Genomic DNA, 24,351 nt, shown 5'->3' on the forward strand with positions numbered 1-24,351 from the left:
CATGCGCAGGCGCGACCTCCTCGCAGGGCTCGGCAGTCTCGGCGTCCTCGCTACGGGCGGCGTGGTCGCCACGACCGACGTCTCGAGCCTGCAGTCTCGCATCCGGCGTCGCTTCGGCGACGAGGCCGACCAACTCGAGATCGAGACGGTCGACACCCAGGGGAGCGAGGCCGGGACCATCGCCCTCCCGTCGCTCGAGCAGCCGACGTTCATCGACTTCTTTGGAACGTGGTGTGCGCCCTGCATCAAGCAGATGCCTGCCCTCGTCGAGGCCCACGAACAGCTGGGCGACGAGGTACTGTTCGTCTCGGTGACCAACGAGAACGTCGGGTCGTCGACCGGGGCCTCGATCACGGAGGCGGAACTCGCCGACTGGTGGGCCGAACACGACGGCAACTGGACGGTCGGCGTCGATCGCACCGTCGAACTCGCCGAGCGCTACGGACTCCAGGGCTACCCGTACGCAGTCGCCGTCGACGAGTACGGCTTCGTGCAGTGGTCCGAGGACGGCATCAAGTCGGTCGACGAACTGATCGCTGGCATCGAACGCGCGCTCTGATCGATGGTCGATCTCGCCTTCGTGTCGACGGTCGCGTTCGCAGTCGGAGCCGGTATCGCGACGTTCTTCTCCCCGTGTGCGTACCCGTTGCTCCCGGGGTACGTCGGCTACTACGCGAGCCGAACCGAGGACGCAGAGCCAACGCTCGGGGGTTCGCTCGCTCGCGGTGTCGTCGCCGGTGCTGGCGTCATTGCCACGTTTCTCGTCCTCCTCGGGGCGACGTTCGTGGTCGGCCACGAGACGCTCTCGAACATTACCCTGTTCGAACCGATCGTCGGCGCGTTGTTGATCGTGTTCGGACTTCTGGTCGTCGCCGGACGAGCCCCCTCGCTGTCTTTCGCGCTCCCGAAACGGCGCTCGAGCGTCCTCGGGTTCGGCGTCTTCGGCGCCGGGTACGCGCTCGCGGCGGCCGGCTGCGTCGCGCCGCTGTTCCTCGGCGTCCTGACCAGCGCGCTCTCGTTACCGGCGGGCGCTGGCGCGCTCGTCCTCATCGCGTACGTGGGGAGCGTCACCGGACTCATGATCTCGCTCACCGTCGCGACGGGGATGGGACTCGTCGCCGGGGCGGGGTGGATCGCAGCGCACACGGGAACGATCGAACGCCTCGCTGGCGCCGTCATGATCGTCGCCGGACTCGGGCAACTCTACCTCGCGATCGTGATCCTCGAGGTGCTGTGAGCGGTTTCGGAACCGTCGCCGTGAACGCAATCGCTCGCTACCGGTCGATACGGTGGGGCTACTTAATCGTCTCAGGACGGTCGTGTTCGACAGTGACTGACGAGACCGGGCGGCCAGACGACTCGCAGACGCCACCGCGTCGGAGGTGACTCCGGTGAGCGAGCGCGCCGGCCTCGAGTCTCGCGGTACGCCGCCAGTCCTCGTGATCGACCCGGCCGATAGCGTCGGCGAGACGGCGCGAACGCTCGAGGACGCCCTCGGCGTGGAGGCCGTTCATCGGGTGACCGACCTCGGGACGGCCCTCGAGTACCTCGAGATGGCGCAGGCGGGCTGTCTGGTGTACCCGTTCGACCTCCCACCGGCCGATCTGGAACGCGTTCGCGAGCGCGCCGACTGCCCGTTCCTGGCGGTCGCCGCTGGCGCTGACGCCGAGGCAGCGCTCGAGGCCGGGGCGACGGACGTGCTCGATCCGGACGCTTCGCGAGCGGAGGTTCGCGCACGCGTGGAAACAATACTCAAAGCGTCGTCACCGCCCGCCGTCGACCAGACCTGGACGGCACTCGAACGGGCCGCCCTCGAGAACGGACCCGGGACGGCTCTCGTCGTCGACTCGACGGATACCGTGGAGTCGGCCCTCCCCTCCGTCGAGGCCGTGATGGGGTACACGCCGGGCGAACTCGTCGGCCGACCCGTCGCGGATGTCGTCCACGACGACGACCGACAATCGATCCGGCGCGCGCTCGAGGTGGCACGAACCTCGTCGGCGGACGAGGCGGGGGACGAGACGGCGGACGAGGGGGGAGTCGAGGCGGGGGGCGCCCCGACTGGGCCGCGAATCGTTCAGCTTCGCCATGTCGATGGCACGTGGCGAACGCACGTCGCGACGGTGAGAGGCGCCGACCCGGTACCCGACGACGGCCTCGTTCTGACCGTCGGCCCCACGCCAGAACCCGACTCGAGCGACGTCGAAGCCTGGGTCGGCGCGCTCGAGCGCCCGGCGTTCGCCGTCGACGAGGCGTGGCGGATCGTCGCGGCGTCCGACGAAGCCAGCGTCCTCTTCGTCGACGGTCCCACGGCCCGGACCCCGATCCAGGAGGCGCTGCCGGCGGACCGTCACGAGGCGATTCTCGCCCGTCTTCGGGAGGCTCGAGAGAGTGGGTCGTCGGTTCGGTTTCGGACGTCGCTCTCCTTCGACGGGGAGGGGTCGCCGGACGAGGAAGGCTCGACGCTCGAGTGGGTGGCCGCGCCCACGGACTCGGGCATGCTGGCCATCGCCGTGGGTGCGTCGACCGATCGCGACGAGGCGTCACCGAAGGACGAGGCGGGTCCGGCCGTCGAGACGGCACGGGCGCTCGAGGCGGTGACGGCGGCGCTCCGAATCGGCGTCGTCGTCTTCGACCGGGAGACGGAGCGAACGCTCGAGGCGAACCCGGTCGCACGGGAGCTGCTGGGTGCGACGGACGTGCTCGCCGGCGCGCTCGACTCGCTGGTTGACGAGCGAACGATGGACAGAATCCGACATCGAGCGGGCGACTCGACGGTACGGCGCGCGGACACCTTCGAGGCGACCGTCCGAACGGGAGACGGCGACCGAACCGTCTCGTCGACCGTCGTATCGCTGTCTCGAGACCGGGCGGCGCTCTGCATGCTCGGCGACCGGCCGCCGTCGGCGGACGTCGCCATAGTCTCCGCTCTCTTCCAGGCGAGTCGCACGATCCGGTCGGCGAGGTCGCCGTCGGTAGTGAGCCAGCACCTCGCCGACGGCATCCTCGCGCTCACCCCGTCGTCGGTCGCCTGCTGTTACCTGCTCGATGGTGAACGACTCTATCCGGCGGCCGTCGCGCCGACCGACGCCGATCCGGCGATACACTTCCCGACCCTCGACTGTGCGGACGTCCCGGCGCTGGACCCGCGGCAGCTGTCGGGACCGTCGCTCGGCCGTCTCGAGTCCGGGGCGTTCGACCCGCTGCTGGCAACGGGTGCGGTGGCGACCGATCAGGTGTTCGTCGCCCCGGTCGGCGACCGCGGAGTCGTCGTCGTGACGGGACTCGGCCTGCGAACGCTCGATTCGATGGACGTCGAGGCGACCGGCTGGGTGACGGCTCTGGCCGCGACCGAACTCGAGGCGATGGATCGCCGGCGCGCGCTCGAGGCGCTGGAGGAGACGGTCGACCGCCTCGAAGCGGACCGCGACCGACTGGGCGAGCTCGAGGCGGTCGTGCAGGGGCTCGAGTCCACGCTGGCCGATACCTCGGACCGTCGGGCCACTGAGTCGATACTCTGTACCGACCTGGCGGCGCTCGAGTGGATCGACGGCGCCTGGTTCGGTGACGTCGATCCGGCCGCCGAGACCGTCACCGAGCAAGCGAGCGCTGGGTCGTTGACCGCGAGTTCGCCGATCGGAAGCGACGGCTTCGCGGAAGACGGCGACTCGCTTTCGGCGGCAATCGAGTCTGGATCGGTGAGCCACGTCCCCGCCGCCGACCGGAACACGCCGGGGACGGTGGGACGAACCGACCGTCGTGGCCGATTCGACCGCCCCGACGACCAAGTCGGGGACGTCGTCTTCCTTCCATTGTCGTTCGACGACCGGCGATACGGCGTGCTGGCGCTCTCCGTCCCGGCAGCCGCCGTGACGTCCGACTTGCTCGAGCGACTCGAGACCCTCCGAACGCACCTCTCGCTCGCCTTCGCCGTCGGCGAGTACCGACGGTTCCTGAGCGCCGAGGACCGACTCGAACTCACGTTCGCGCTTCCGTCGGTCGACGACGGGGCGGACCGTCTTCGAACTGCGCCGGAGGAGCCGGCAGAAGGGCTCTCCTCGGATGAGGGTGGTGGTAGTGGTGACCCCCTCGTCGCCCTCGCCACACGCTGTCGGTGCCGGATCGACCTGCTGGCGCTCTCGGAGGGGGTGAGCGGGACGTCAGTCGTGTGCTCGATTGCAAACGACGACCTCGAGGCGTCGGCCGTTCGCTCGAATGCTGACGGGATCGAGGGCCTCGAGGCACTCGACGTTTCGAGCGAACGAGGCGCCCGTCTCCACGTCGAGGTTCGACTCGCTGGCGAGACGCTCGCCGGACTGGTAGGCGCACACGGGGGAGACCTCCGAACGATAGACGGGCGCGAGCGGCGACCGGCGTTCGTCGTGGACCTCGCACCCGGAACCAGCATCCGGTCGTTCGTCGACCGACTCGAACGCTGGGAATCGGGCGTCGAACTCCGTTCGAAACGCGTCGTCTCGTCCGGGGACCGTCCGGCGAGTTCGTTCGAGGACCGCGTCAGCAATCAGTTGACCGAGCGCCAGCTCGAGACGCTCAGGCTCGCTTACTACTCGGGTTACTTCGAGTCCCCGCGCGAGCACACCGGCGGCGAGGTCGCCGATCTGCTCGACGTCTCTCAGCCGACGTTCACGCGACACTTGCGCATCGCCGAACGAAAAGTGTACGAACTTCTGTTCGAGGCGGGGTGGCTCGAGCGACCACCGGACTGACTCGCCGTTCCGGACCCTCATCTCGTCGCTGGAACGCACGTCGCGGCCGGAAATTCCGAATTACTCACCACGTCGTGACTATCACTGAAGTCGATGAATGAATCAGTTTAGCGCCTCGTTAACCGTCCGTTTCGCCATTTAGCGTCTACCACCAAGTGACTCGGGGCGAAATGCACGCTTGATGTACTTGTCTGCGATAAGCGGCGATTACCCGACTCTCGTTCCGTGCGGGGTGGTCCGTCGATGAGCACTAACCCCCTCGACGCCGATTCGGTTCCGCTTCGATCTCAGGCCGACGGCGGAATTGTCGCCGAACTCGAACTCGATCACGACGCGTTGATTCTTCGACCGACGCTTCAACGACTCTCCAGCGGTCGCGTCGACCTCGAGTACTCGAGCGAACTCGAGGACGGCACTACGGTGATCTTCTTCGTCGCCGAGGCCGCTCCTTTCGACGAGCTCGAATCTGCGCTCGCGCGCGATACCACGGTCTCGAATCCGACGCTAGTAGAACGATACCCGCGAAAACGGGTGTATCGAGCCACGGTTACCGACCGCGCCGTTCGATTCACGAGCCAGGTCGTCGAAGCCGGCGGCCGCGTCCTCGACCTCTCGAGCGGACAGACCGGCTGGGTGCTTCGAACGCGCTTTCCCGACCGCGATAGCTTACTGGCGTTCAACCAGTCGTGTCGCCGACGAGGAATCTCGTTTCACGTCAACCACTTGCGCCTGGCGGAAGCGAACGAGACGACCGCGATTGGACTAACCGAGAAACAGGAAGAACTTCTGAGCGTCGCCTACGAGGAGGGGTACTTCGACGTTCCTCGTGGCATCTCACAGGACGAACTCGCCGAGACGCTGGGGATCTCGAAATCCGCCGTCTCCCAGCGGCTCCGCCGGGCGGTGACCGAGCTGTGTGAGTCGTCGCTCTAGGGCTCGATCCGAGCCGCTCGAGTCACGATTATAGACTGTGTTATAGACGCTGTTTTCGATCGTGTAATCAGTTCAAAACTGTTTCCGGAAACGCGATGGGTGAACATACCGATGGAAAGGACCGTCTGCGCGGGCGGAATTCTCTCCCATCTCGTGAAATAATTCCATCTGCGTCGAAAGACGGCAATTTCGACGGGCTCGAGGCCGGTTCGCGACGTATCAGCCGGTGGAGAGAGTACGTGGTGACTATCGACTGCGTTAGTGGATCTATAGTAATGGGTCGAGCGCCGCTCTGTAGTGCTATGACAGTGCATCGTTTGACGGTCCGAGCGACCCGTGGCGGCTCCCCCCGAAACCGCTTCGCATCTCTCCCTCGCACCCGGCAGACTCCCGCGGTCGACGTCGCGATCAACGAGGTGAGCCACTGATGTGTGGCATCATCGGACGCGTGGGCACCGACCAGGCGATCGATACCCTGCTGACCGGGCTCGAGAACCTCGAGTATCGCGGCTACGACTCCGCGGGCGTCGCCGTCCAGAACGGCTCCGGAATCAAAGTCCAGAAGCGCTCCGGGAAGGTCGACGATCTGAAGCGCACGATCGACAGCGACAATCTCCACGGCGAGGTCGGCATCGGCCACACCCGCTGGTCCACCCACGGGCCGCCGACTGACGAAAACGCCCATCCTCACACCGATTCGACCCAGGACGTCGCCGTCGTCCACAACGGTATCATCGAGAACTACGCCGAACTGAAAGCCGACCTCGTAGCCGCGGGCCACGAGTTCACCAGCGACACCGACACCGAGGTCATCCCGCACCTCATCCAGTCGTACTTCGACGAGGGCGCCTCCGCCGAGGCGGCGTTCCGACAGGCCATCGACGACCTCGAGGGCAGCTACGCGGTGGCCGCGATGGTCGCCGACGATCACGTCATCTATGCCGCTCGACAGGGCTCGCCGCTGGTCGTCGGCCTCGACGAGGAGGGCTACTTCCTCGCCAGCGACGTCCCCGCGTTCCTCGAGTACACCGACAGCGTCGTCTACCTCGAAGACGGCGACGTGATCGTCGTCCGTCCCGACGGCATCGAGTTCACGGACCTCGAGGGCAACGCCATCGAACGTGAGGCCGAGACGGTGAACTGGGACCCCGAACAGGCCGGCAAGGGCGAGTACGACCACTTCATGCTCAAGGAAATTTACGAGCAGGGCACCTCGCTCAGCCAGGCCATCGAGGGCCGGATCGATCACGAGGCCGGCGACGTCGCCCTCGAGTCGTTCCCCCCGGGAACGTTCGAGGGAATCGAGCGCGTGCAGTTCGTCGCCTGCGGTACGTCCTATCACGCCGCCCTCTACGGATCGATCGCGATGAACTGCGCCGGCGTCCAGACGAGCGCCCACCTCGCCAACGAGTACGGGGTAAGTGCTCCTCCCGTGGACGAGGACACGCTCGTGATCGCCGTCACTCAGAGCGGTGAGACCGCAGACACCCTCTCGGCGATGCGCCAGGCGGCGGCCGACGGCGCCCGACTGCTGACGGTGACGAACGTGGTCGGCTCGACGGCCGCGCGACTGGCCGACGACACCCTGCTCATCCGCGCCGGCCCCGAAATCGGCGTCGCCGCGACGAAGACGTTCTCCTCGCAGGCCGTCATGCTCCTGTTGCTCGCCCAGCGGGTGACCGGCGACGTCGTCGGCGAGCAGCGAGCGAACCTGGAGTCGCTGCTCGAGGACATCTCGGCGCTCCCGGAGACGATCGAGTCGGTCCTCGAGGACGACGATTCGAGGGACCTCGCCGAGCAGTACCTCGACAGCCAGTCGTTCTTCTTCATCGGTCGCGGCCTCGGATTCCCGGTCGCGCTCGAGGGCGCGCTGAAGTTCAAGGAGATTACCTACGAGCACGCCGAGGGGTTCGCTTCGGGCGAACTGAAACACGGCCCGCTGGCGCTCGTCACCCCCGAAACGCCGGTGTTCGCGATCTTCACCGGCGAGGAGGACGAGAAAGTACTGAACAACGCCGAGGAAGCCCAGACGCGGGGCGCACCGGTGATCGCGGTGTGTCCCGAGGGCCATCGTGCGTTGAACATCGCGGACGCCCACCTCGAGATTCCGGACGTCGATCCGGACCTGGCGGGCCTGCTCGCGAACGTCCAGCTCCAGCTGGTGTCCTACCACGCGGCGAACGCGCTGGGACGACCGATCGACAAGCCCCGGAATCTGGCGAAGAGCGTCACGGTCGAATAATCGGGCATCAATTCGGGTGACCGCCTCGAGGTGACGAGGCCGCCGTTTCCGGTCACGTGATCCCGACTATCGAGACGCTGCCGTGGTGCCGGACGGTTTTCATCGGTTCGATTCCCAATACTATACAATCAATAGTCAGAACGCGGTCTCGTTACAGGTGGTCGAGTGACTCTCTTGGTCTCGGGTGACGCGCCGATTAGCACCGAATGCGTCGCTCTCGAGGCGAGCCAGCGAGTACCGTCAGCGAAAACACTCAGTCGATGTGCCCTTCGCGGCGCAGCTGGTCGGCGTCCTGGCCGGTGTAGCGCCACTCGATCGTCGCCTTCTCGTCCTGCCAGTCCCAGGGTTCGGCGACGACGATGTCGTCCTCGTTGATCCAGGTCCGGTACTTCATGCGGCCGGGGATACGGCCGAGACGGCTCTTGCCGTCCTCACACTGGAGTCGGACGTGGTTGCCGCCGAGGTGTTCGGTGACAACGGCGAACACTTCGTCGTCGTTGGGCATCCGCAAATTGCGTCGTTGGTGTTCTTCGCTCACACCATCACTACGAACTCCAGCGGTATAACGTATCGGTGGCTCGTGGTATCATATAACGAGACACTCGAGGGAGGAAACACAGAGACGCACCCGTCGGTTGGCGTCGGACTCGAGATGCGTCGAGAACTGTCCGTGAGTATCGGTCCTGGTCGACTGCCGCCTGCTGGCTATCGGTCCCGGTCGACGGTCTCTCCCGGATAACTTGTCGCCCCCGAAGAGAGTTTCAATCCCGGCGTCAGGCTGGTGTTGATGCCCGTCTTGACCTCGTCGCCCGCGACGACGCCGAACTTCCGGCGACCGGTCGAGACGCGCTCACCCTTTACGGTGAACCGGACGTCCTCGCCGTCGTGGCGCAGGTTCGCGACGTTCGTCCCGGCGCCGAAGTTCACGTTCTCCCCGAGGACGCTGTCGCCCACGTACGAGAGGTGGCCCACGGTCGCTCCCGCCGAGAGGACGCTGTTTTTCACCTCGACGGCGTGGCCGACTTTCGCGCCCTCGCCAACGAGGGTCGAGCCGCGAACGTAGGCGTTCGGACCCACGGTCGCCCCCTCCCGGATCAGCGCCGGTCCTTCGATTACGACGCCGGCACGGACCTCTGCGCCCTCCTCGACCACGACGGTTCCCTCGAGTGTGGCGTCCTCGCTCACGTCGCCGTCGATTCGGGAATCGAGTTCGCCGAGTTTCCACTCGTTGGCCTCGAGCAACTCCCACGGGCGACCCACGTCGAGCCAGCGGTCGACGACCACGGGCGTGACGTCGAACTCGTCGATGACCGTCGCGAGCACGTCCGTGATCTCGTACTCGCCGCGCTCGCTCTCGGGAACCTCGAGCCACGCTTTCGCCTCGGCGGGGAAGGCGTAAGCCCCGGCGTTGGCGAGGTTGGTGGGCGGGTTCTCCGGCTTTTCGACGATGTCCGTGACGCTTTCGTCGTCGGTGCTGAGCACGCCGTAGTGTTGCGGTTCCTCGACTTCGATCGCACAGACGGCAGGACAGCGAGTGAAGAGTTCGTCGATGGCCGCCTGATCGTAGAGGTTGTCGCCGTTGAGAACGGCGAAGGGGCCCTCGAGGTGCTCGCGCGCCGCGTTGACGGCGTGGGCGGTTCCCTCCTGGGACTCCTGGACGGCGTAGCGGATCGGTGTCGAACGGTACTCTGTGCCGAAGTGCGAGCGAACCGCATCGGCCTCGTACCCGATTACCAGAACGATTTCGTCGGCTCCGGCGTCGATGGCGGTGTCGACGGTGTGGCCGAGCAGCGGGCGGTCGGCAACCGGGAGCATCGGTTTCGGCAACTCGCCCGAGAGCGGACGAATCCGGGTCCCCTCCCCAGCAGCGAGAATCACGGCTTTCATCAGTACCTACGGGTTATACGAATTCACGGATAACTATACGGGTTATGGGATGAGAAGGTGCAAAACCTCGCCGTTCACGGTGGGGATACGCGCCGTCACTGGATGACACTACCCACCGATGACTGCACGGCTGGATATTCCACGTACCAACCCAAACATTCACAATAAAAGGCACCATAACTGGTTATGGAGACGTTTCACGAATGTACGTCCACCGCACATATCGGGCGAAAATCCGCAACCACTCACCAGTGGAGCGGATGCTCGACCTGCACGCATGGAGTGCATCGAAACTGTGGAACGTTGCGAACCATCACTCCCGGCAAGTGTGGGAGGAAACTGGCGAGATTCCCGACGATTCGGACTTGAAGCGCGAGTTGAAAGGTCACACCAAATACAAGGGACTGCACAGCCAGTCCAGTCAGCGCGTTCTGGAGGAACTCGCTGAAGCCTTCAACTCGTGGTATGGCAAACGCAAGAACGACTCTCGTGCGAATCCGCCCGGCTACCGCAAGAAAAACTACTACGACGACAACGGCAACCGCGTCCACGAAGAACACCCGCGTTCCACCGTGACGTGGAAGCAGAAAGGCATCCGTCACGACTCGAAACACAATCGCGTCCGCCTCTCGAAGGGCGCGAACCACAAAGACCACCCGCGAGACTGGGACTACATCCTCGTCGAGTACGAGACTCGTCCCGAGGTCACGGTTGAAAACCTGCAACAAGTCAGGGCCGTCTACAGCAAGTCGAAACAGCGGTGGGAACTCCACCTTGTCTGCAAACACGAAGTGGAGACACCCGACGCACCCGGCACCGAGACGGCGGGCATCGACCTCGGCATCTGCAACTTCGCCGCCGTCGCATACAGCACCGAGGAATCCGACCTCTATCCCGGCAACCGCTTGAAGCAAGACGGGTACTACTTCCCGAAAGAAATCGCCAAGTGCGACGACTCGGGCGGTAAAGAAGCTACTCGTCTGCACGCGAAGTGGTCGGAGCGCCGCACCCACTTCTTCCACAGTCTCGCCAAACACATCGTCGAACGGTGTATTGAGAGAGGAGTGGGGCGCATCAACATCGGTAAGCTCAACGGTATTCGAGAGGACGAGAACGGTGAGTCGAAAAGCTGGGGTCGGCACGGCAACCTTGACTTGCACGGGTGGGCGTTCGACCGCTTCACGAAGATACTCACTTACAAAGCGAAAGTCGAGGGCATCGAGGTCGTAGAAGTATCCGAACGCGACACGAGCAAGACGTGTTGCGTATGCGGTAGGAAAGTCGATAGTCAGCGCGTTGAACGCGGCCTGTACGTGTGCGACGAACACGATGATGCGTTCAACGCCGACGTGAACGGGGCGGAGAATATCCGTCTCGACATTAATCAAAGTAACTCCGAGTCTTCGGCCAGTTTGGACGAGGATAGGAGTACCGGCTGGTTGGCACAGCCCGGAGTCTACCTTCACGACTTGACACGCGGATTCTTACCGCGTGACCAAGTGGTAGACTGCAAACCATAATATCCCAACGCTCGGGAATCCTCGCCCTTCAGGGCGGGGAGGATGTCAAACGATCACCCGATGGGAACGTGACCGACTCTCGAGGACGTCGTTCAGCGAGGGAGACGCGACGGCGTTTCGTCGACCACACCGGTTCGGCGTTGAGATCGGGCCACTACCCGAGCGAGCACGGTCGGGTGAACGATTCGCATTCGTCTTCCCGAGTGTTGCAACTGACCGTATCGGGTTCGTTCGCGTTCGTTCCCCTCGAAAACGGCAGGGACCACTCGGCCGACTGGCGACCGTCTATCCCGCGACTAATTTCGTATTACGTGCAAATAACGATCCATTACACGCTTACCGTCGGCTGATTGTCCGGATTTCGGGACACTGTCCCATTCGAGACTTGCACGGCGATTTGAAACGCTTGCAGCCGATTTCATTCGTTAGGCGACCTATAGTAAATACCCTAACGTCGAAAGAGGCTGTTGATGTCGACTGAACCAACGCAGTGGACCCCGATGGCGTCTCGAGAGGCGGCGACCACGACTACACCTGAGTGCCTGAACTGTGGCAACCGGGTGACCCGGCAGTTCGCCCGCGTGTTCGGCGACAATCGAGACGACGTCCACGCGTGCCCGGACTGTTCGACCTACCGCGAGATGAAGACGGCCGATTTCATCCCCGAAGATCGACGCTGACCGCCCGTCGTGGTTCGTAAACCCCTACCTGATCACTCGGCCCCCACGCTCCGCGGCTCGAACACCAAAATCGCCTCGTCCGGGAATTGCCTGTCACCCGGCATCGAGGCGCTTTATTCGACGCGATCGCGCGCCGCCGCCACGACCAGCGGCAGCGTGATGGTCGCGTCGGCGTACACCGACACATTTTGAGCCTCCGGCTCGAGTTTCCCCCACGACCGGGCCTCGTCGAGGGTCGCCCCCGAGAGGCCGCCGGTCTGGGGCGGGTCCATCGTCAACTGGACGGCGTAGTCGTAGGCTCGTGGAGTGACCAACATCGTCTGGAGCGTGAAGTTCTTCGGCACCCCGCCGCCGACGACGAACGCGCCGGCCTCGTCCGCCTCGAACGCCAGGTCGGTCAGGCCGGTCATGTCCCCCAGTGCGTCGAGTGAGAAGGCGGTCGTCTGGGAATACATCCAGGCCTGGAGTCCCAGCACCGAATCCTGGACCGCGGGACAGTAGATCGGCACGTCGTTCTCGTAGGCCGCCGCCGCGAGACCGGGATCCTCGTCGATGCCGTTTCGTTCGTTCACGTCCGCGTTCGCCCGTCCGAGTTCGCGGGTCAGCCGTTCGATCGAGACCGACCCCTCGTCTTCGCACTCGGACTCGAGGACGGGGAACACCTCCTCCCGGAGGTGGTTCTCGAACTCGGCGAAGTGTTCCTGGGGGAGGTAGACGTTGTAGATTCGGTCGACGCCCTCCTCGCGAAGCGATTCGTCGTGTTCGCGTTCGGTCTTGCCCTCGGCGTGGACGGCGCCGTGGTGGTGTTTCCCGCCGATGGCCTCGATCGAGTCGTGAGTGAGGTTCGCCCCGGTCGTCACCAGGACGTCGATGTACCCGTCGCGAACGAGATCGGAGACGATCTTGCGCATCCCCGTCGGCACCATCGCGCCCGCGAGGCCGAAGAAGACGGTGACGTCGTCGTCGAACATGGCGCTCGTGACGTCGATCGCCTCGTGGAGGTTCGCCGCGCCGACGCCCGCGCGTCCGTACTGGGTCGCGAGATCGTCGACGGACATCCCGGAACGGACTTCGGCGTGGCCGACGGGGTCGTGGGCGAACGTCTCTCGCTCGGGTTCGTGATGATCGGCATCGTGTTCCGAATCGTGACCGTCGTTGTCGTGACCGTGATCGTGATCGGGGTCGTGGGCCTCGTCGCCAGTCATACTCGAGCGTGAGGGTGCCAGTCGTTTCAACGCCGCGATTTCCGGCACGACAGGTTCGTCGAATCGCACCGGCGTTCTCGATGATTCTGCCAATTGGTCTCGAGCGGTTCAGTCCGAACTGAAAGCCTACGGCTCGAGGCTCGTGGCTCACGCGTCGCATCGGCGGCGAAAAAATAACAGGTGCAGGGGAACTGTCGGCGTTCGCGTCAGGTCAGTCGTCGTACTCCTCACACAGCGTGTCGGTGTCGGCGTCGGCCTCGTCGATCTTCTTGTTGTTGAAGTAGAGGTTGACCATCGCCTTCCCTTTCTTGTCGAGGTCGACCCAGAAGTAGTGGGTCTCGCCGACGTCGAGTTTGATCGTGTCGGCCTCTTTAGTGTAGGCGCTCTTCCAGGTCACCCGGACCTTGTAGTCGTAGCAGTTGTGGATGGCGAACCTGGCCTTCCCCGGCTTCTTGCCCTTTCCGGGCTGGTAACAGAGCCCGTCGAGGTCGATGGCCTCTTTGGGGTTCTCGGGGCCACAGACCTTCTCGGCGACCTCGTCGGTGTCGAGTTCCTCGCCGAGGTACGAGAGGGTCACGTCGTCGTCATCGTCGTCGACGTCGACCCAGACGTCCAGCGAGTCCATCGCGGGGACGTAACCGGAGCCGTCGTAGTCGCAGTCGTCGTCATCGTCATCGTCATCGTCGTCGACCGACCAGGACACGGGCACCGTCTGCTGGTTGTAGTTGAACACGCGGAAGCGTGCGCGGCCGTTCTCGTGGCAGACCGCCCGGAACCGGATCTTGTGCGGGTTCGGCGTGCAGCGTTCGTCGGTGTTGGCGTCGGCCTCGTCGACCTGCTCGTCGTCGTAGAGTAGTTTGACGTGTGCCTTCCCCTTCTTGTCGAGGTCGGCCCAGAAGCATCGCGTGCCGCGTGCGGGCACTTCCAGGAGTCCCGCCTGGTGCATGTAGGTACTGCGCCAGACGACCTTGACGTCCTCGTAGAACTGGTTGTGGACGCAGAACTTCGCCATCCCGGGGAAGTGGTCGCCCTTCTTCTTTTTCTTCCCTTTCGAGCCGTCGTCGACGTCTCCGATCGTGAACGCGCTCACCGACGACTCCTCGTCGTTCAGCGTGAACCGCGCGGTGTAAACGCCCGCCTCGGCCGGGTTCTTGACGTCGTCGAGGCAGACCCGGATCTCGTCGCCCTCCTCGAGGTCGTAATCACCGCCGAAGGTGAGCGTGAGCGTCTGGCCATCGTCGTCATCGTCGACCTCGTCCAGGTCGTCGGTCACGTCGTCACCATTCAGCTCGACCGATACGTCATCGTCGTCGACGTTCGAGACGTCGATGCCGCTTCCACAGAAGTCGGCCTCGATCTCGTTCAGCGAGTTCCCGTCGGCGTCGTCACCGACCGTGAGCGTGAAGCAGTACGTCGCCTCGTCGCAGGTCCCGTCGGGGTCGACCGTGACGTCGTTCTCGCCGTTGTAGACGCGTTCATCGATGTAACACGCGGCCTCGAGGTCGATCGCTTCTTTGGGGTCTTCGGGCGCACACACCTTCTGGTCGTTGGCGTGCTTGACGTCGATCTGTTCGCCGTCGTAGAAGAGCCTGACCGTGGCGTCACCGTGGTCGGCGTTGACCCAGAAGTACGCCGAGTCCTTGCCGGACACTTTGAGCGAGCCGGACTGGTCGGTTCCGTAGACGTCCCAGGTGACTTTCACCGTCTTCTTGTTGTGGTTGTCGACGCGGAACTTCGATCGGTCTTCCTCGTAGCAGCTGGCCACGAGCCTGATGTTGTCGGCCATCCCCTCGCCTGCGCTCACGGTCCCGGTAGCGAAGCCGGTGCCACCGAGGAGCGCGCCGGAGGCGGCGATTCGTTTGAGGCTGTCTCGTCTCGTGATGGATCGTTCGTCTGTCATCGTAGTCTCCCGGGGGATCGCCCCCAGAGTGAGTACACCTCCACGAGATGGACAGTTTGTAATCGATGAACTACCGGTTTTCACGAGCATCCTTCGGCGCGAATCGTCTCGCACGCGAGAATGCCACCGTCGCTGAACGAACGAGGGTGTGAGAATCGCTCGAGTAACAGGTCCCAAACTCGATTCCATCACTGATTAGACGAGTGACAGGACACGTATCCGGCCAGCCGACCCGTCGATTCGTTCCCCGAGTAGAGACCCCCTTCGCCGGAAACGGACCGCCGTTTGAGGGAGTAGGAGGCGATTAGCGGGCTCGAGAACGGCCCATGTGGAGTCGTTGCCTCTCCTCGATGTGTTCGCGCGCCCCAGGGTAGCGACGGCGGAACGAACCGAAATTCGATGCAATGGTTGGCGAGCTAATTGGTCGACGCGGGCGCGGCTCGTCGCCGGATCACCTGCTCACAGCCCCGTCGGCGCCTCCAGGAACGTCGTCTCGAGGCCCCACTCCTCGACCATCCCCTGCAACGACCGGACGCCGAACGTCTCGGTGGCGTAGTGGCCCGCCAGGACGACGTGCACTCCCGCCTCCTTCGCCTCGTGGTAGACCTGCTGTTTGCCCTCGCCGGTGACGAGTGCGTCTGCGCCGGCGTCGACGGCCTCCTCGAGCCAGTCGACGCCGGATCCGGTGACGATGGCGACGTTCTCGATCTCGTCGGGACCGGAATCGAGGAGTTGGACCGGCTGGCCGCCAGTGTCGAGCGTGGACTCGAGCGTCTCCTGGAGTTCCTCGGGTGCGTACGACTCGGCCGTGCGCCCTCGCTGGCCGATGTACTCCGGCCCGTACGCGCCGAACGGTCGGCGCTCCTCGAGGTCGAGCACGTCGGCCACTCCGGCGGCGTTGCCCAGTTCCTGGTGGCCATCCAGCGGGAGGTGGGAGACGTAGAGCGCCAGGTCGTGTTCGATCAGGGGCTCGAGGCGGTCGTAGGTCCGTCCGGTGACGCGCTCGAACCCGCCCCAGGAGAGACCGTGATGGGTGACGAGTACGTCCGCGCCTGCGTCCGCGGCGGCGTCGATCGTCTCTCGAGCGGCGTCGACGGCGAACGCCGCGTGCTCGACCATCTTTTCGTCGGGGCCGACCTGGAGGCCGTTCGCGCTGGCGTCCAGGTCGGCGAAGTCCGCGGTTCTGAGTTCCGCGTCGAAGCGGTCGACGAGCGTGGTGAGGTCCATGCTCGAGGGTTCGTCGGGAGGGGTGTTGAGTCGGACGGTTCGGACTCGACGTCGATCAACGCTCGACGCATCTCGGGATAGCGGGAGGAACGTGACGATACTCAAAGGAACAACACGATCAGGGTGGCGAGTATCGCGAGAACGAGTATCCCCACGCCGATTCGTACCGGCGTGAAAGCGCTGTCCTCGTTCGCAGGTTGGACCGCTGTCTCACGAAACTCCGGCCCGAGGGTGTGAACTTGGTCCAGGTTCGGGCAGCTGTGGTTCTCGGAAAGACGGTGTTCGCGACAGTAGTATTCGCCACAGTAGTTGCAATCGTTCGGAAGATCCAGCGGTTCGTGGCACACGTGACAGCGGGACATCTGTACTAGCGCTAGCTCTCGATTAGGACGTGATAACGTTTCCCACGTTCGAGTTACTGGATGAAGAGTTCTATTCGACCATCGCTTCGGCTCGAGCCTACCGGTACTGATTCAATCGCGCTTTCAGCCGCTTCGCCGCCTGGCCCGCGACGTCGGCGAACTTCTCACCTGCCTCCTCGCCCGCGAAGATGATCCCGCGCGAGGAGTTCACGAGGCCGACCCCGTTCGCCAGGCCGAACTCGACGGCCGCCTCGGCGTCCCCGCCCTGGGCGCCGACTCCGGGGACCAGGAACGGCAGGTCGGGCACCTGCTCGCGCAGGTCCTCGAGTTCCTCGGGCTTCGTCGCACCCACGACCAGCCCCACGTTGTCGTTCTCGTTCCAGAGGTCCGCGAGGGCCGCGACGCGTTCGTACAGTGGTTCGCCGGTCTCGAGTTCGAGGTCCTGCAGGTCGGCCCCGCCGGGGTTCGACGTGCGACAGAGGACGAAGACGCCCGCTTCTTCGTTCGCCAGGAACGGCTGGAGGGAGTCCCGGCCCATGTAGGGGTTGACGGTGATGGCGTCTGCTTTCTCGAGCAATTGTGCATATTGTCGCGTCGTGTTCCCGATGTCTGCCCGCTTGGCGTCGAGCAGCACGGGAACGCCCTTCCCGTGGGCGTAGGCGATGGTCTCCTCGAGGGCTCGCCAGCCGTCGGGGTCCTCGTAGAACGCGGCGTTGGGTTTGAACACCGCGGCGTGCTCGTGCGTGGCGTCGATAATCCGGCGGTTGAACGCCCACCGCGGGAGGTCGTGGTCCCGCAGGTGCTCGGGAATGCGCTTCGGGTCCGGGTCGAGACCGACGCTGACGACGCTGTCGACCGTCACGATGCGGTCGTGCAACCGATCGAAGAAGTTCATGGCCTCAAGTGCTCGAGGCAGGGACGAAAACGTTGCTATTGTGGACGTCCGGACGGAGTGATGGTCGCTGGTTCGAACGACCGGTCGGGGTGGAAGGGATTCGACACCTGATACGGTCGCTTCGCCCTCTGGGTTGCGCCTCGAGAAGGGGATCTGGCGCCCATCTCCAGTTACATGTGTTATCCAGCACAATCTCGGATGCGTTCGAGCGCGCCAAAATAAACGCTCGAGGCGGCGCTCGCCGCAGAGAGCGCGGACAGTCGTCACCGCGCAGCCAACGCGTGTCGCTCTCGGGCCGCCAGTGCCCCGTCGTGGATCGCACGACGGTGATCGTTCCAGGTTACGTACTTCGAGATCGGCGTCGCCCCGACTGGGACGGTCGATCGGTGCTGTGCTTTCGGGTGCTCCATAGCACAGATACCTATGTCATGTGTGAGCATAAGACAGTCGTCGGCTGCCCGTCGACACAATCGTTCGCTGGCACGAGCGAGACCCTGTTCGCGGACGGCTCTCTTCAATCCTCCTCGGTTCGGCGCCTGTCAGTCCTCGCGCTCGAGAGCGAACGCCTCGAGGCCGTTTTATCGGCCGGATTCCTCCATCGAACGTTCGCCGAAACCACGGAACCGATGTGTCGTGTGCGAGCCGTCTACCGCTCGAGTACTTCCACCAGGTTCCCTTCCGGATCGCGCAGAAAGAGGATCGAGGTACCGCTCTCGGTGGTCCGGGGTTCGCTCAGCGTCTCCACCTCGGCGGGCAGGGACGCGAAGAACGCCTCGAGGTCGGCCACCTGGAAACCGACGTGGGTCGCTCCCGACTGATTCAGCTCGGGTTTCGACTTGGCCGTTCCCGTCGGCGCGTACTCGACGAGTTCGAGGCGAACGTCACCAGTCTCGAGGTGGACGAACCTGCCTGCGGCGTCGGGGACGTCCACGGCCTCAGCGAACGCTTCTCCCGAAACGGAGAATCGATCGAGCACGTCGAACCCGAGGACGTCTCGGTAGAAGGGAAGGACGGATTCGAGGTCAGAGACGGTGATCCCGACGTGATGTGCGCGTGGCGTCGTCATCGCCTCGACTTCGTGGGGGCGGCGTCAAAAGCGCGTCGACCGCCTCGCGGATCACGACCGCCAGTACGCCGCCGTCAGCAACACCAGTACGGGGAAGATCTCGAGACGACCGATCCACATGTAGAGGATCATCAGGAGCCGCGAGGTGACCGGGAACTCGCCGTAGCCGCCCATTGGACCGATGATTCCGAACCCGGGGCCGATGTTGCCCAGGGTGGCGATCGAGGCCGTGACCAGTTCGATGCTCTCGAGTTCAAGGCCGACGCGGGCGGCGTCGGCGGCCAACAGCAGAACTCCGAGGAAGAACAGGCAAAAGTACAGCAACGTGAACGCGTAGATGCCCCGAATCGCCTCCTCGTCGAGGGTTTTTCCGTTCATGCGAACCGGACGGACGGCCTCGGGGTGGACGGTCGTAAACAGTTCCCGCCGCAGGGATTTGAGGATGACGAGCCACCGGAGTACTTTGATTCCCCCGCCGGTCGACCCGGTGCTCCCCCCGATGAACATTGCAAAGAGCATCACGGCCTTCGCAGTGCCGCCCCACTGGTCGAAGTCGACGTTCGCAAAGCCGGTCGAGTTGGTCAGCGAGGCAATCTGGAAGGTCGCGTACCGCAACGAGGGCTCGAGGCGACCGCCGATCTGGCCGACCTCGTCGGTGCTCACGGTGGCGTCGAAGAAGAGGACGGCCGTGAGCACGACCGAGAGCGTGGTGACGGCCCCGAGGTAGAGTCGGAACTCGTTGTCCCGGAACAGGGCTCGCGTGTCCCCCGAGACGAGGTGCCACCAGAGGACGAAGTTGACCCCGGCGATGAACATGAACGGCACGATGAGCCACTGGACGGCTGGCGAGAACGCCTCGATGCTCCTGGCTTCGGGCGAAAACCCGCCGGTCGGCATCGTCGAGAGACCGTGAGCGATCGAGTTGTACAGATCCATCTCCGGTGCAAATCCAGCGAGGTGAAGGCCGTACAGCAGCGTCATCAGAAGGAGGGTGAAGCCGATGTAGGCGAACCAGAGCACCCGCGCCGTCTCCGCAATGTGTGGTGTCAGTTTCGACACGCCGGGCCCTGGGCTCTCGGCTTCCATCAACTGCGCGCCACCGACGGACATCTGGGAGAGGATCGCCACCGCGAGGACGATGATCCCCATCCCGCCGACCCACTGGGTGAGCTGGCGCCACAACAACATCGCCCTCGAGTGGGTGTCGAAGGAGATGTCGCCCATCACCGTCGCGCCGGTCGTCGTGAAGCCGCTCATGCTCTCGAAGAGGGCGTTCGTCGGATGGGCAACGGTTCCGTTCCCGGCGAGAAGGTAGGGAAGCGCGCCGAAGATTGCGGCGAAAAGCCACGTCAGCGCGACGACCATGAACGCCTCTCGAGCGCCGGGGTCCGGATCCGTGTCGAGTTGTCGGAGCACGAGGCCGAACCCGACGGTGACGCTCATCGAGATGACGAACACCCAGAGATCCTCGCCGCCGTATGCGAGCGCCGTCACGATCGGGAGGACGAAAGCGAGCGAGAGAAATGCGAGTATCGTCCCGACGAGGCTCAGCCCGGCCCGCCAGTCGACGCGGAGATGGGAGTCGACGTGGAGATGGGAGTTCATCAGATCGCCTCGAGCACCTGATCTAGAACCGTCGCATCGACGAACAGCACGATGTGATCGCCGGACCTGAGCGTCGTGTCTCCACGCGGGGTCACGAGGTTGCCGCCGCGGGAGATGGCGCCGATGACGACGCCCTCGGGGAGGTCGGCGACCGAGTCCATGATTGTTCGTTCGGCCAGGGCGCTGTCGGCACCGACCTCGATCTCGATGACCTCGGCGCGGTCGTGCTCGAGCATGGCCACCTTCTCTGCACGGTTCGATCGCGTGAAGCGGACGATCTCTTCGGCGGTCTCCTCGCGGGGGTTGATCGCCACGTCGACGCCCACGGTCTCGAACAGTTCGGCGTACTCGAGGTTCTCGATGACGGCGACGGTGCGGTCGACGCCGAGCCGTCGAGCGAGCAGGGAGACGAGCAGGTTGCGCTCGTCACTGCCGAGGGCGGAGACGACGATGTCAGCCTCGTCTATGTGCTCCCGCTCGAGGAACTCGGTGTCGGTGGCGTCGCTCTGCATGACGAGCGTGTTCGGGAGAGCTTCGGCGACCTCGCGGGCGCGGTCGGGATCTCGCTCGATGAGACGGGGTTCGTAGCCGTGTTCTTCGAATTCACGGGCGGTCTGGTAGCCGATCTCGCTGGCGCCAACGATGACGACCTCCTCCTGTTCGGTTTCCGGGAGACAGACGAGGTCGTCGGCGAAGGTCGAGACGGAGTCGGGACTCCCGATGACGACGACCCGGTCGTTCGGTTCGATCACCGTCTCTCCGCGAGCGACGATCATGTCCCCGTTTCTGAAGATTCCCGCGAACGTCAACGAGTCGTACCGGTCGGCGTCCTGGACGCTCTGGTTGGCGATCGGGCTCTCGGGGCTGATCTCGAACTCGGCCATCCGCACGAGGCCGCCGGCGAACATGTCGACGTCCTGAGCGCCGGGGAGGCCGGAGATGCGGAAGATCGCCTGGGCCGTGAGCAGGTCGGTACAGACCATGAAGTCGACGCCGAAAGCGCCCTCCGACCCCTCCCACGTCTCGAGCAGCGTCCGTCGTCGCACGCGGGCGATGGTGAACGCGTCGGTCAGCGTCTTGGCCGCGCCGCAGATGACGAGGTTCACCTCGTCGTCGTCCGTACAGGCGATGACGAGGCCGGCTTCCTCGACGTTCGCCTCGTGAAGCGTCGTGATCTCGGTCCCGTCGCCCTCGATGGCGAGCACGTCGAGCGAGTAGGTGAGGTCCTCGACGATGTCAGAATCCTGATCGACAATCACGACGTCGTGGGTCTCCTCGAGATTTTTGGCGATCGATCGACCGACTTCGCCGGCACCGACGATGACTACGTGCACGATGCCACCCGTGAAGGCTCGTTCATTGAGGTGGTGTTTTGTTGGTACCGAAATAGACGTTACGACGTAGTACGACAGGCTGACTGACTGGTTAGTATGCACGAGCCCACAATCTGGACGTCGCTGACGACGCCGAGAGAGCGAAGCCCTGATATCACCCGTGTGAATACGTGGTGGTAGCAGCCGTATTCTTCCAACTAATGTTCATACTCGCTCACCCATCTTCCGACCGTACCGACGGACGAACGCCACGAAATTACCACGGAACGCCGCGCTCGAGCCACACTCTCGCCCGCGACGAGGTCCCTCGAGGTGACCCGACGTGAGCGGCGATGAGGAACTCGCGAAGGACCTCGGGCCCCTCGCGGCGCTGACGATTGGGATCGGGACGATGATCGGGGCGGGTATCTTCGTCCTGCCGGGGACCGCCGTCTTCCGGGCGGGACCGTTCGCCGCGGCAACCTTCGTCCTCGGCGGGGTGATCGCCCTGTTTACGGCGCTCTCCGCCTCGGAACTGGGGACGGCGATGCCGAAATCCGGCGGGGCGTACTTCTACGTCAACCGGGCGCTCGGCCCGCTGTTCGGCTCGATCACCGGATGGGCCAACTGGATCGGCCTCGCGTTCGCCTCCGCCTTCTACATGTACGGCCTCGGCGAGTACGTCAACGACCTGGTCGGCCTCGGCGCGCTCGCACTCGGGCCGCTGACACTCGGCCCCGCCCAGATGATCGGCCTGGTGGGGGCGCTCTTCTTCATCGCCGTCAACTACATCGGCGCGAAGGAGACCGGGACGCTTCAGATCGTCATCGTGCTCTTACTCGTGGGGATTCTGGCGCTGTTCTCGGTCGTCGGTCTGCTCAATGCTGACCTGAACTCACTCGCCGGATCCGCGCAGCCGGGTATGGCCGCTGAAATCCTTCCCGTCACGGGGATCATCTTCGTCTCCTACCTCGGCTTCGTCCAGATTACCTCCGTCGCCGAGGAGATCAAGGACCCCGGCCGCAACCTGCCGCGCGCGGTGATCGGGTCAGTGGTCATCGTCACGACCATCTACGCGTTCTTCCTCGTGGTCCTGCTCGCGGCCGTGCCGAACGAACTCGTCGCCCAGAACAATACAGCCGTCGTCGACGCCGCCCGCCTTCTGTTCGGGAAGTACGACCTCCTCGGCTACAGCCTCGGCGCCTTTGGCGCTGGCCTCCTGCTCTTCGGCGGACTGCTCGCGACGGCCTCCTCGGCGAACGCTTCGATCCTGTCGTCCTCGCGGATCAACTTCGCGATGGGACGGGAGAAGATCGTCACCCCGAAACTCAACGAGATCCACCCCCGCTTCGGAACGCCGTACAAGTCCATCGCCGTCACGGGCGGGCTGATCCTCTTCTTCCTGATCGTGGGCGACCTCGCGTTGCTCTCGACGGCCGGATCGGTCCTGCACCTGATCGTCTACGGGCTGTTGAACATCGCGTTGATCGTCATGCGCGAGGCCGAACCCGAGGGTTACGACCCGGACTTCGAGGTGCCGCTGTATCCCATCGTCCCGATCATCGGGACGCTCTCCTCGTTCGCCCTCATCGTCTACATCGAACCCCGCGTGATCTATCTCTCGCTGGGGCTGGTCGCCTTCGCGGCGCTGTGGTATCTCTTCTACGCCCGACGGCACGTCGAAGCGGCTGGCGTCCTCGACGCCTGGATCCTCGACCGCTCGGAACAGCTCCCGGACGTCGCCGTCTCCGCCGCGACCTCCGTCGCTCCCGAACAGAGCGATTACCGGGTCATGGTGCCGCTGGCCAACCCCGAACACGAGAAGGACCTGATCTCCCTTGGATCGGCCGTCGCCAACCACCACGACGGTACCGTCGTCGCCGTCAACATCGTCGACGTCCCGAGACAGACCGCTCTCGAGGCCGCGCGCGAACAGAAAGCACACGAGACCGCCCACGACTTGCTCGAGCAAGCCCAGGCCGACGCCCAGACCTACGGTGCTGATATCGAGACGCACATCGTCCTCTCGCACGACCCGTTCGAGGAGATTTTCGGGGCGGCGAAACGCTACGGTGCCGACGTGACGGTGATGGGCTGGGGTCCCGAATCCCACGGTGCCCCGGGCCGGGCCGAAACCACCATCGACGAACTCGCTCACTCGCTCCCGTGTGACTTCCTCGTCTTCCGCGACCGCGGGTTCGATCCGTCCCGCGTCCTGCTCCCGACCGCTGGAGGTCCCGATTCCGACCTTGCCGCTGCCGTGGCGAAGACCCTCCAGTCGCAGTACGACGCCGACGTCACGCTGTTGCACGTCACCGATCACGGCGATCGCGAGCGCGGCGAGGCGTTCCTCGCGTCCTGGGCAGCCGACCACGACCTCGAGGACGCGAGGCTCCGCGTCGAGACCGGCGACGTGCAGTCGCGGATCGCGGAGGCGGCCGAGGGCGCGACCTTGCTCCTGATCGGTGCCACCGAGAAGGGCGTCCTCTCGCGCCTCGTTCGCGGGTCGCTCGTGCTCGACGTTCTGGACGAGGTCGATTGCTCCGTGCTGCTCGCAGAGAAACGCCACACGCGGAGCCTTCGCGATCGGCTCTTCGGCAGCGGAGCCGGCGACAGCGACCTCGAGGAGGACGACACGGGCGTCGAACCCGAGCCGACGACGCCCGACGTCGACGAGAGTAATACCGAAACCACCTCTCAGTAAACGGCGGCGAACAGAGTCACTATCGATTCGCCAATACCTCGTCCCAAGATTCAGGATTCGAAAATACAAGCGAGGGTTTTATCAT

The 24,351-nt window shown here is 64.5% G+C and carries 18 protein-coding genes; 8 read left to right on the forward strand and 10 right to left on the reverse strand.

Going from position 1 to position 24,351, the window contains the following annotated elements:
• The first annotated feature begins 1 nt into the window (after position 1).
• The 5 genes from ACFQS4_RS08195 to glmS all read left to right on the forward strand — a co-directional run bounded on the left by ACFQS4_RS08195 (position 2) and on the right by glmS (position 7,902).
• Entirely contained in the window at positions 2-559 is a 558-nt protein-coding gene (locus ACFQS4_RS08195; protein WP_497903131.1) for a TlpA family protein disulfide reductase, read from the forward strand.
• Positions 560-562: 3 nt separating this feature from the next.
• A complete protein-coding gene (locus ACFQS4_RS08200) occupies positions 563-1,237 on the forward strand; it encodes a cytochrome c biogenesis CcdA family protein (RefSeq protein WP_497903132.1) in 675 nt (224 codons plus the stop codon).
• Between the two features lie 154 nt (positions 1,238-1,391).
• Complete coding sequence (locus ACFQS4_RS08205) at positions 1,392-4,727, forward strand: bacterio-opsin activator domain-containing protein (RefSeq protein WP_497903133.1); 3,336 nt, start codon at positions 1,392-1,394, stop codon at positions 4,725-4,727.
• 243 nt (positions 4,728-4,970) lie between these two features.
• Positions 4,971-5,660: a helix-turn-helix domain-containing protein gene (locus ACFQS4_RS08210; protein WP_497901046.1), complete on the forward strand. Its 690-nt coding sequence runs from the start codon at positions 4,971-4,973 to the stop codon at positions 5,658-5,660.
• A 427-nt stretch (positions 5,661-6,087) separates the two neighbouring features.
• Positions 6,088-7,902, forward strand: a complete 1,815-nt coding sequence (gene glmS / locus ACFQS4_RS08215; RefSeq protein ID WP_497901047.1) for a glutamine--fructose-6-phosphate transaminase (isomerizing) — start codon at positions 6,088-6,090, stop codon at positions 7,900-7,902.
• 253 nt (positions 7,903-8,155) lie between these two features.
• Here the strand turns inward: glmS and ACFQS4_RS08220 are convergent, their stop codons facing one another.
• Both ACFQS4_RS08220 and glmU read right to left on the reverse strand, forming a co-directional pair.
• Positions 8,156-8,440, reverse strand: a complete 285-nt coding sequence (locus tag ACFQS4_RS08220; RefSeq protein ID WP_256548189.1) for a translation initiation factor eIF-1A — start codon at positions 8,438-8,440, stop codon at positions 8,156-8,158.
• A 167-nt stretch (positions 8,441-8,607) separates the two neighbouring features.
• Positions 8,608-9,789, reverse strand: a complete 1,182-nt coding sequence (glmU, locus tag ACFQS4_RS08225; protein WP_497901048.1) for a bifunctional sugar-1-phosphate nucleotidylyltransferase/acetyltransferase — start codon at positions 9,787-9,789, stop codon at positions 8,608-8,610.
• A 203-nt stretch (positions 9,790-9,992) separates the two neighbouring features.
• Between glmU and ACFQS4_RS08230 the strand changes: the two genes are divergently transcribed.
• Entirely contained in the window at positions 9,993-11,309 is a 1,317-nt protein-coding gene (locus tag ACFQS4_RS08230; protein WP_497901049.1) for an RNA-guided endonuclease InsQ/TnpB family protein, read from the forward strand.
• A 470-nt stretch (positions 11,310-11,779) separates the two neighbouring features.
• Positions 11,780-11,989 carry a DUF7563 family protein gene (locus ACFQS4_RS08235; RefSeq protein ID WP_253434122.1) on the forward strand — a complete coding sequence of 70 codons (210 nt, stop codon included), beginning with the start codon at positions 11,780-11,782 and terminating at the stop codon, positions 11,987-11,989.
• A 113-nt stretch (positions 11,990-12,102) separates the two neighbouring features.
• Here ACFQS4_RS08235 and ACFQS4_RS08240 read toward each other — a convergent pair whose 3' ends face one another.
• From ACFQS4_RS08240 to trkA, 8 genes are all read right to left on the reverse strand, one after another.
• Complete coding sequence (locus ACFQS4_RS08240; RefSeq protein ID WP_497901050.1) at positions 12,103-13,194, reverse strand: deoxyhypusine synthase; 1,092 nt, start codon at positions 13,192-13,194, stop codon at positions 12,103-12,105.
• Between the two features lie 211 nt (positions 13,195-13,405).
• A complete protein-coding gene (locus tag ACFQS4_RS08245) occupies positions 13,406-15,094 on the reverse strand; it encodes a hypothetical protein (RefSeq protein WP_497901051.1) in 1,689 nt (562 codons plus the stop codon).
• 459 nt (positions 15,095-15,553) lie between these two features.
• The gene (locus tag ACFQS4_RS08250) at positions 15,554-16,321 is read right to left on the reverse strand and encodes a Nif3-like dinuclear metal center hexameric protein (RefSeq protein WP_497901052.1); all 768 of its coding nucleotides are present in this window, start codon (positions 16,319-16,321) and stop codon (positions 15,554-15,556) included.
• A gap of 101 nt (positions 16,322-16,422) precedes the next feature.
• On the reverse strand, positions 16,423-16,683 hold the full coding sequence (locus ACFQS4_RS08255; RefSeq protein WP_497901053.1) for an AN1-type zinc finger domain-containing protein: 261 nt from the start codon (positions 16,681-16,683) through the stop codon (positions 16,423-16,425).
• Positions 16,684-16,780: 97 nt separating this feature from the next.
• Positions 16,781-17,578, reverse strand: coding sequence for an orotidine-5'-phosphate decarboxylase (gene pyrF, locus ACFQS4_RS08260; RefSeq protein WP_497901054.1), 798 nt, complete (start codon positions 17,576-17,578; stop codon positions 16,781-16,783).
• Between the two features lie 646 nt (positions 17,579-18,224).
• Entirely contained in the window at positions 18,225-18,644 is a 420-nt protein-coding gene (locus ACFQS4_RS08265; protein WP_497901055.1) for a VOC family protein, read from the reverse strand.
• A gap of 51 nt (positions 18,645-18,695) precedes the next feature.
• Positions 18,696-20,249 carry a TrkH family potassium uptake protein gene (locus ACFQS4_RS08270; protein WP_497901056.1) on the reverse strand — a complete coding sequence of 518 codons (1,554 nt, stop codon included), beginning with the start codon at positions 20,247-20,249 and terminating at the stop codon, positions 18,696-18,698.
• The gene (trkA, locus tag ACFQS4_RS08275; protein ID WP_497901057.1) at positions 20,249-21,583 is read right to left on the reverse strand and encodes a Trk system potassium transporter TrkA; all 1,335 of its coding nucleotides are present in this window, start codon (positions 21,581-21,583) and stop codon (positions 20,249-20,251) included. The genes ACFQS4_RS08270 and trkA overlap by 1 nt, the downstream gene beginning before the upstream one ends.
• Before the next feature lie 322 nt (positions 21,584-21,905).
• Between trkA and ACFQS4_RS08280 the strand changes: the two genes are divergently transcribed.
• Positions 21,906-24,266: an amino acid permease gene (locus ACFQS4_RS08280; RefSeq protein WP_497901058.1), complete on the forward strand. Its 2,361-nt coding sequence runs from the start codon at positions 21,906-21,908 to the stop codon at positions 24,264-24,266.
• The last annotated feature ends 85 nt before the right edge of the window (positions 24,267-24,351 follow it).

The organism is Saliphagus sp. GCM10025317, assembly GCF_042663665.1.
Classification (GTDB): Archaea; Halobacteriota; Halobacteria; order Halobacteriales; family Natrialbaceae; genus Natronosalvus.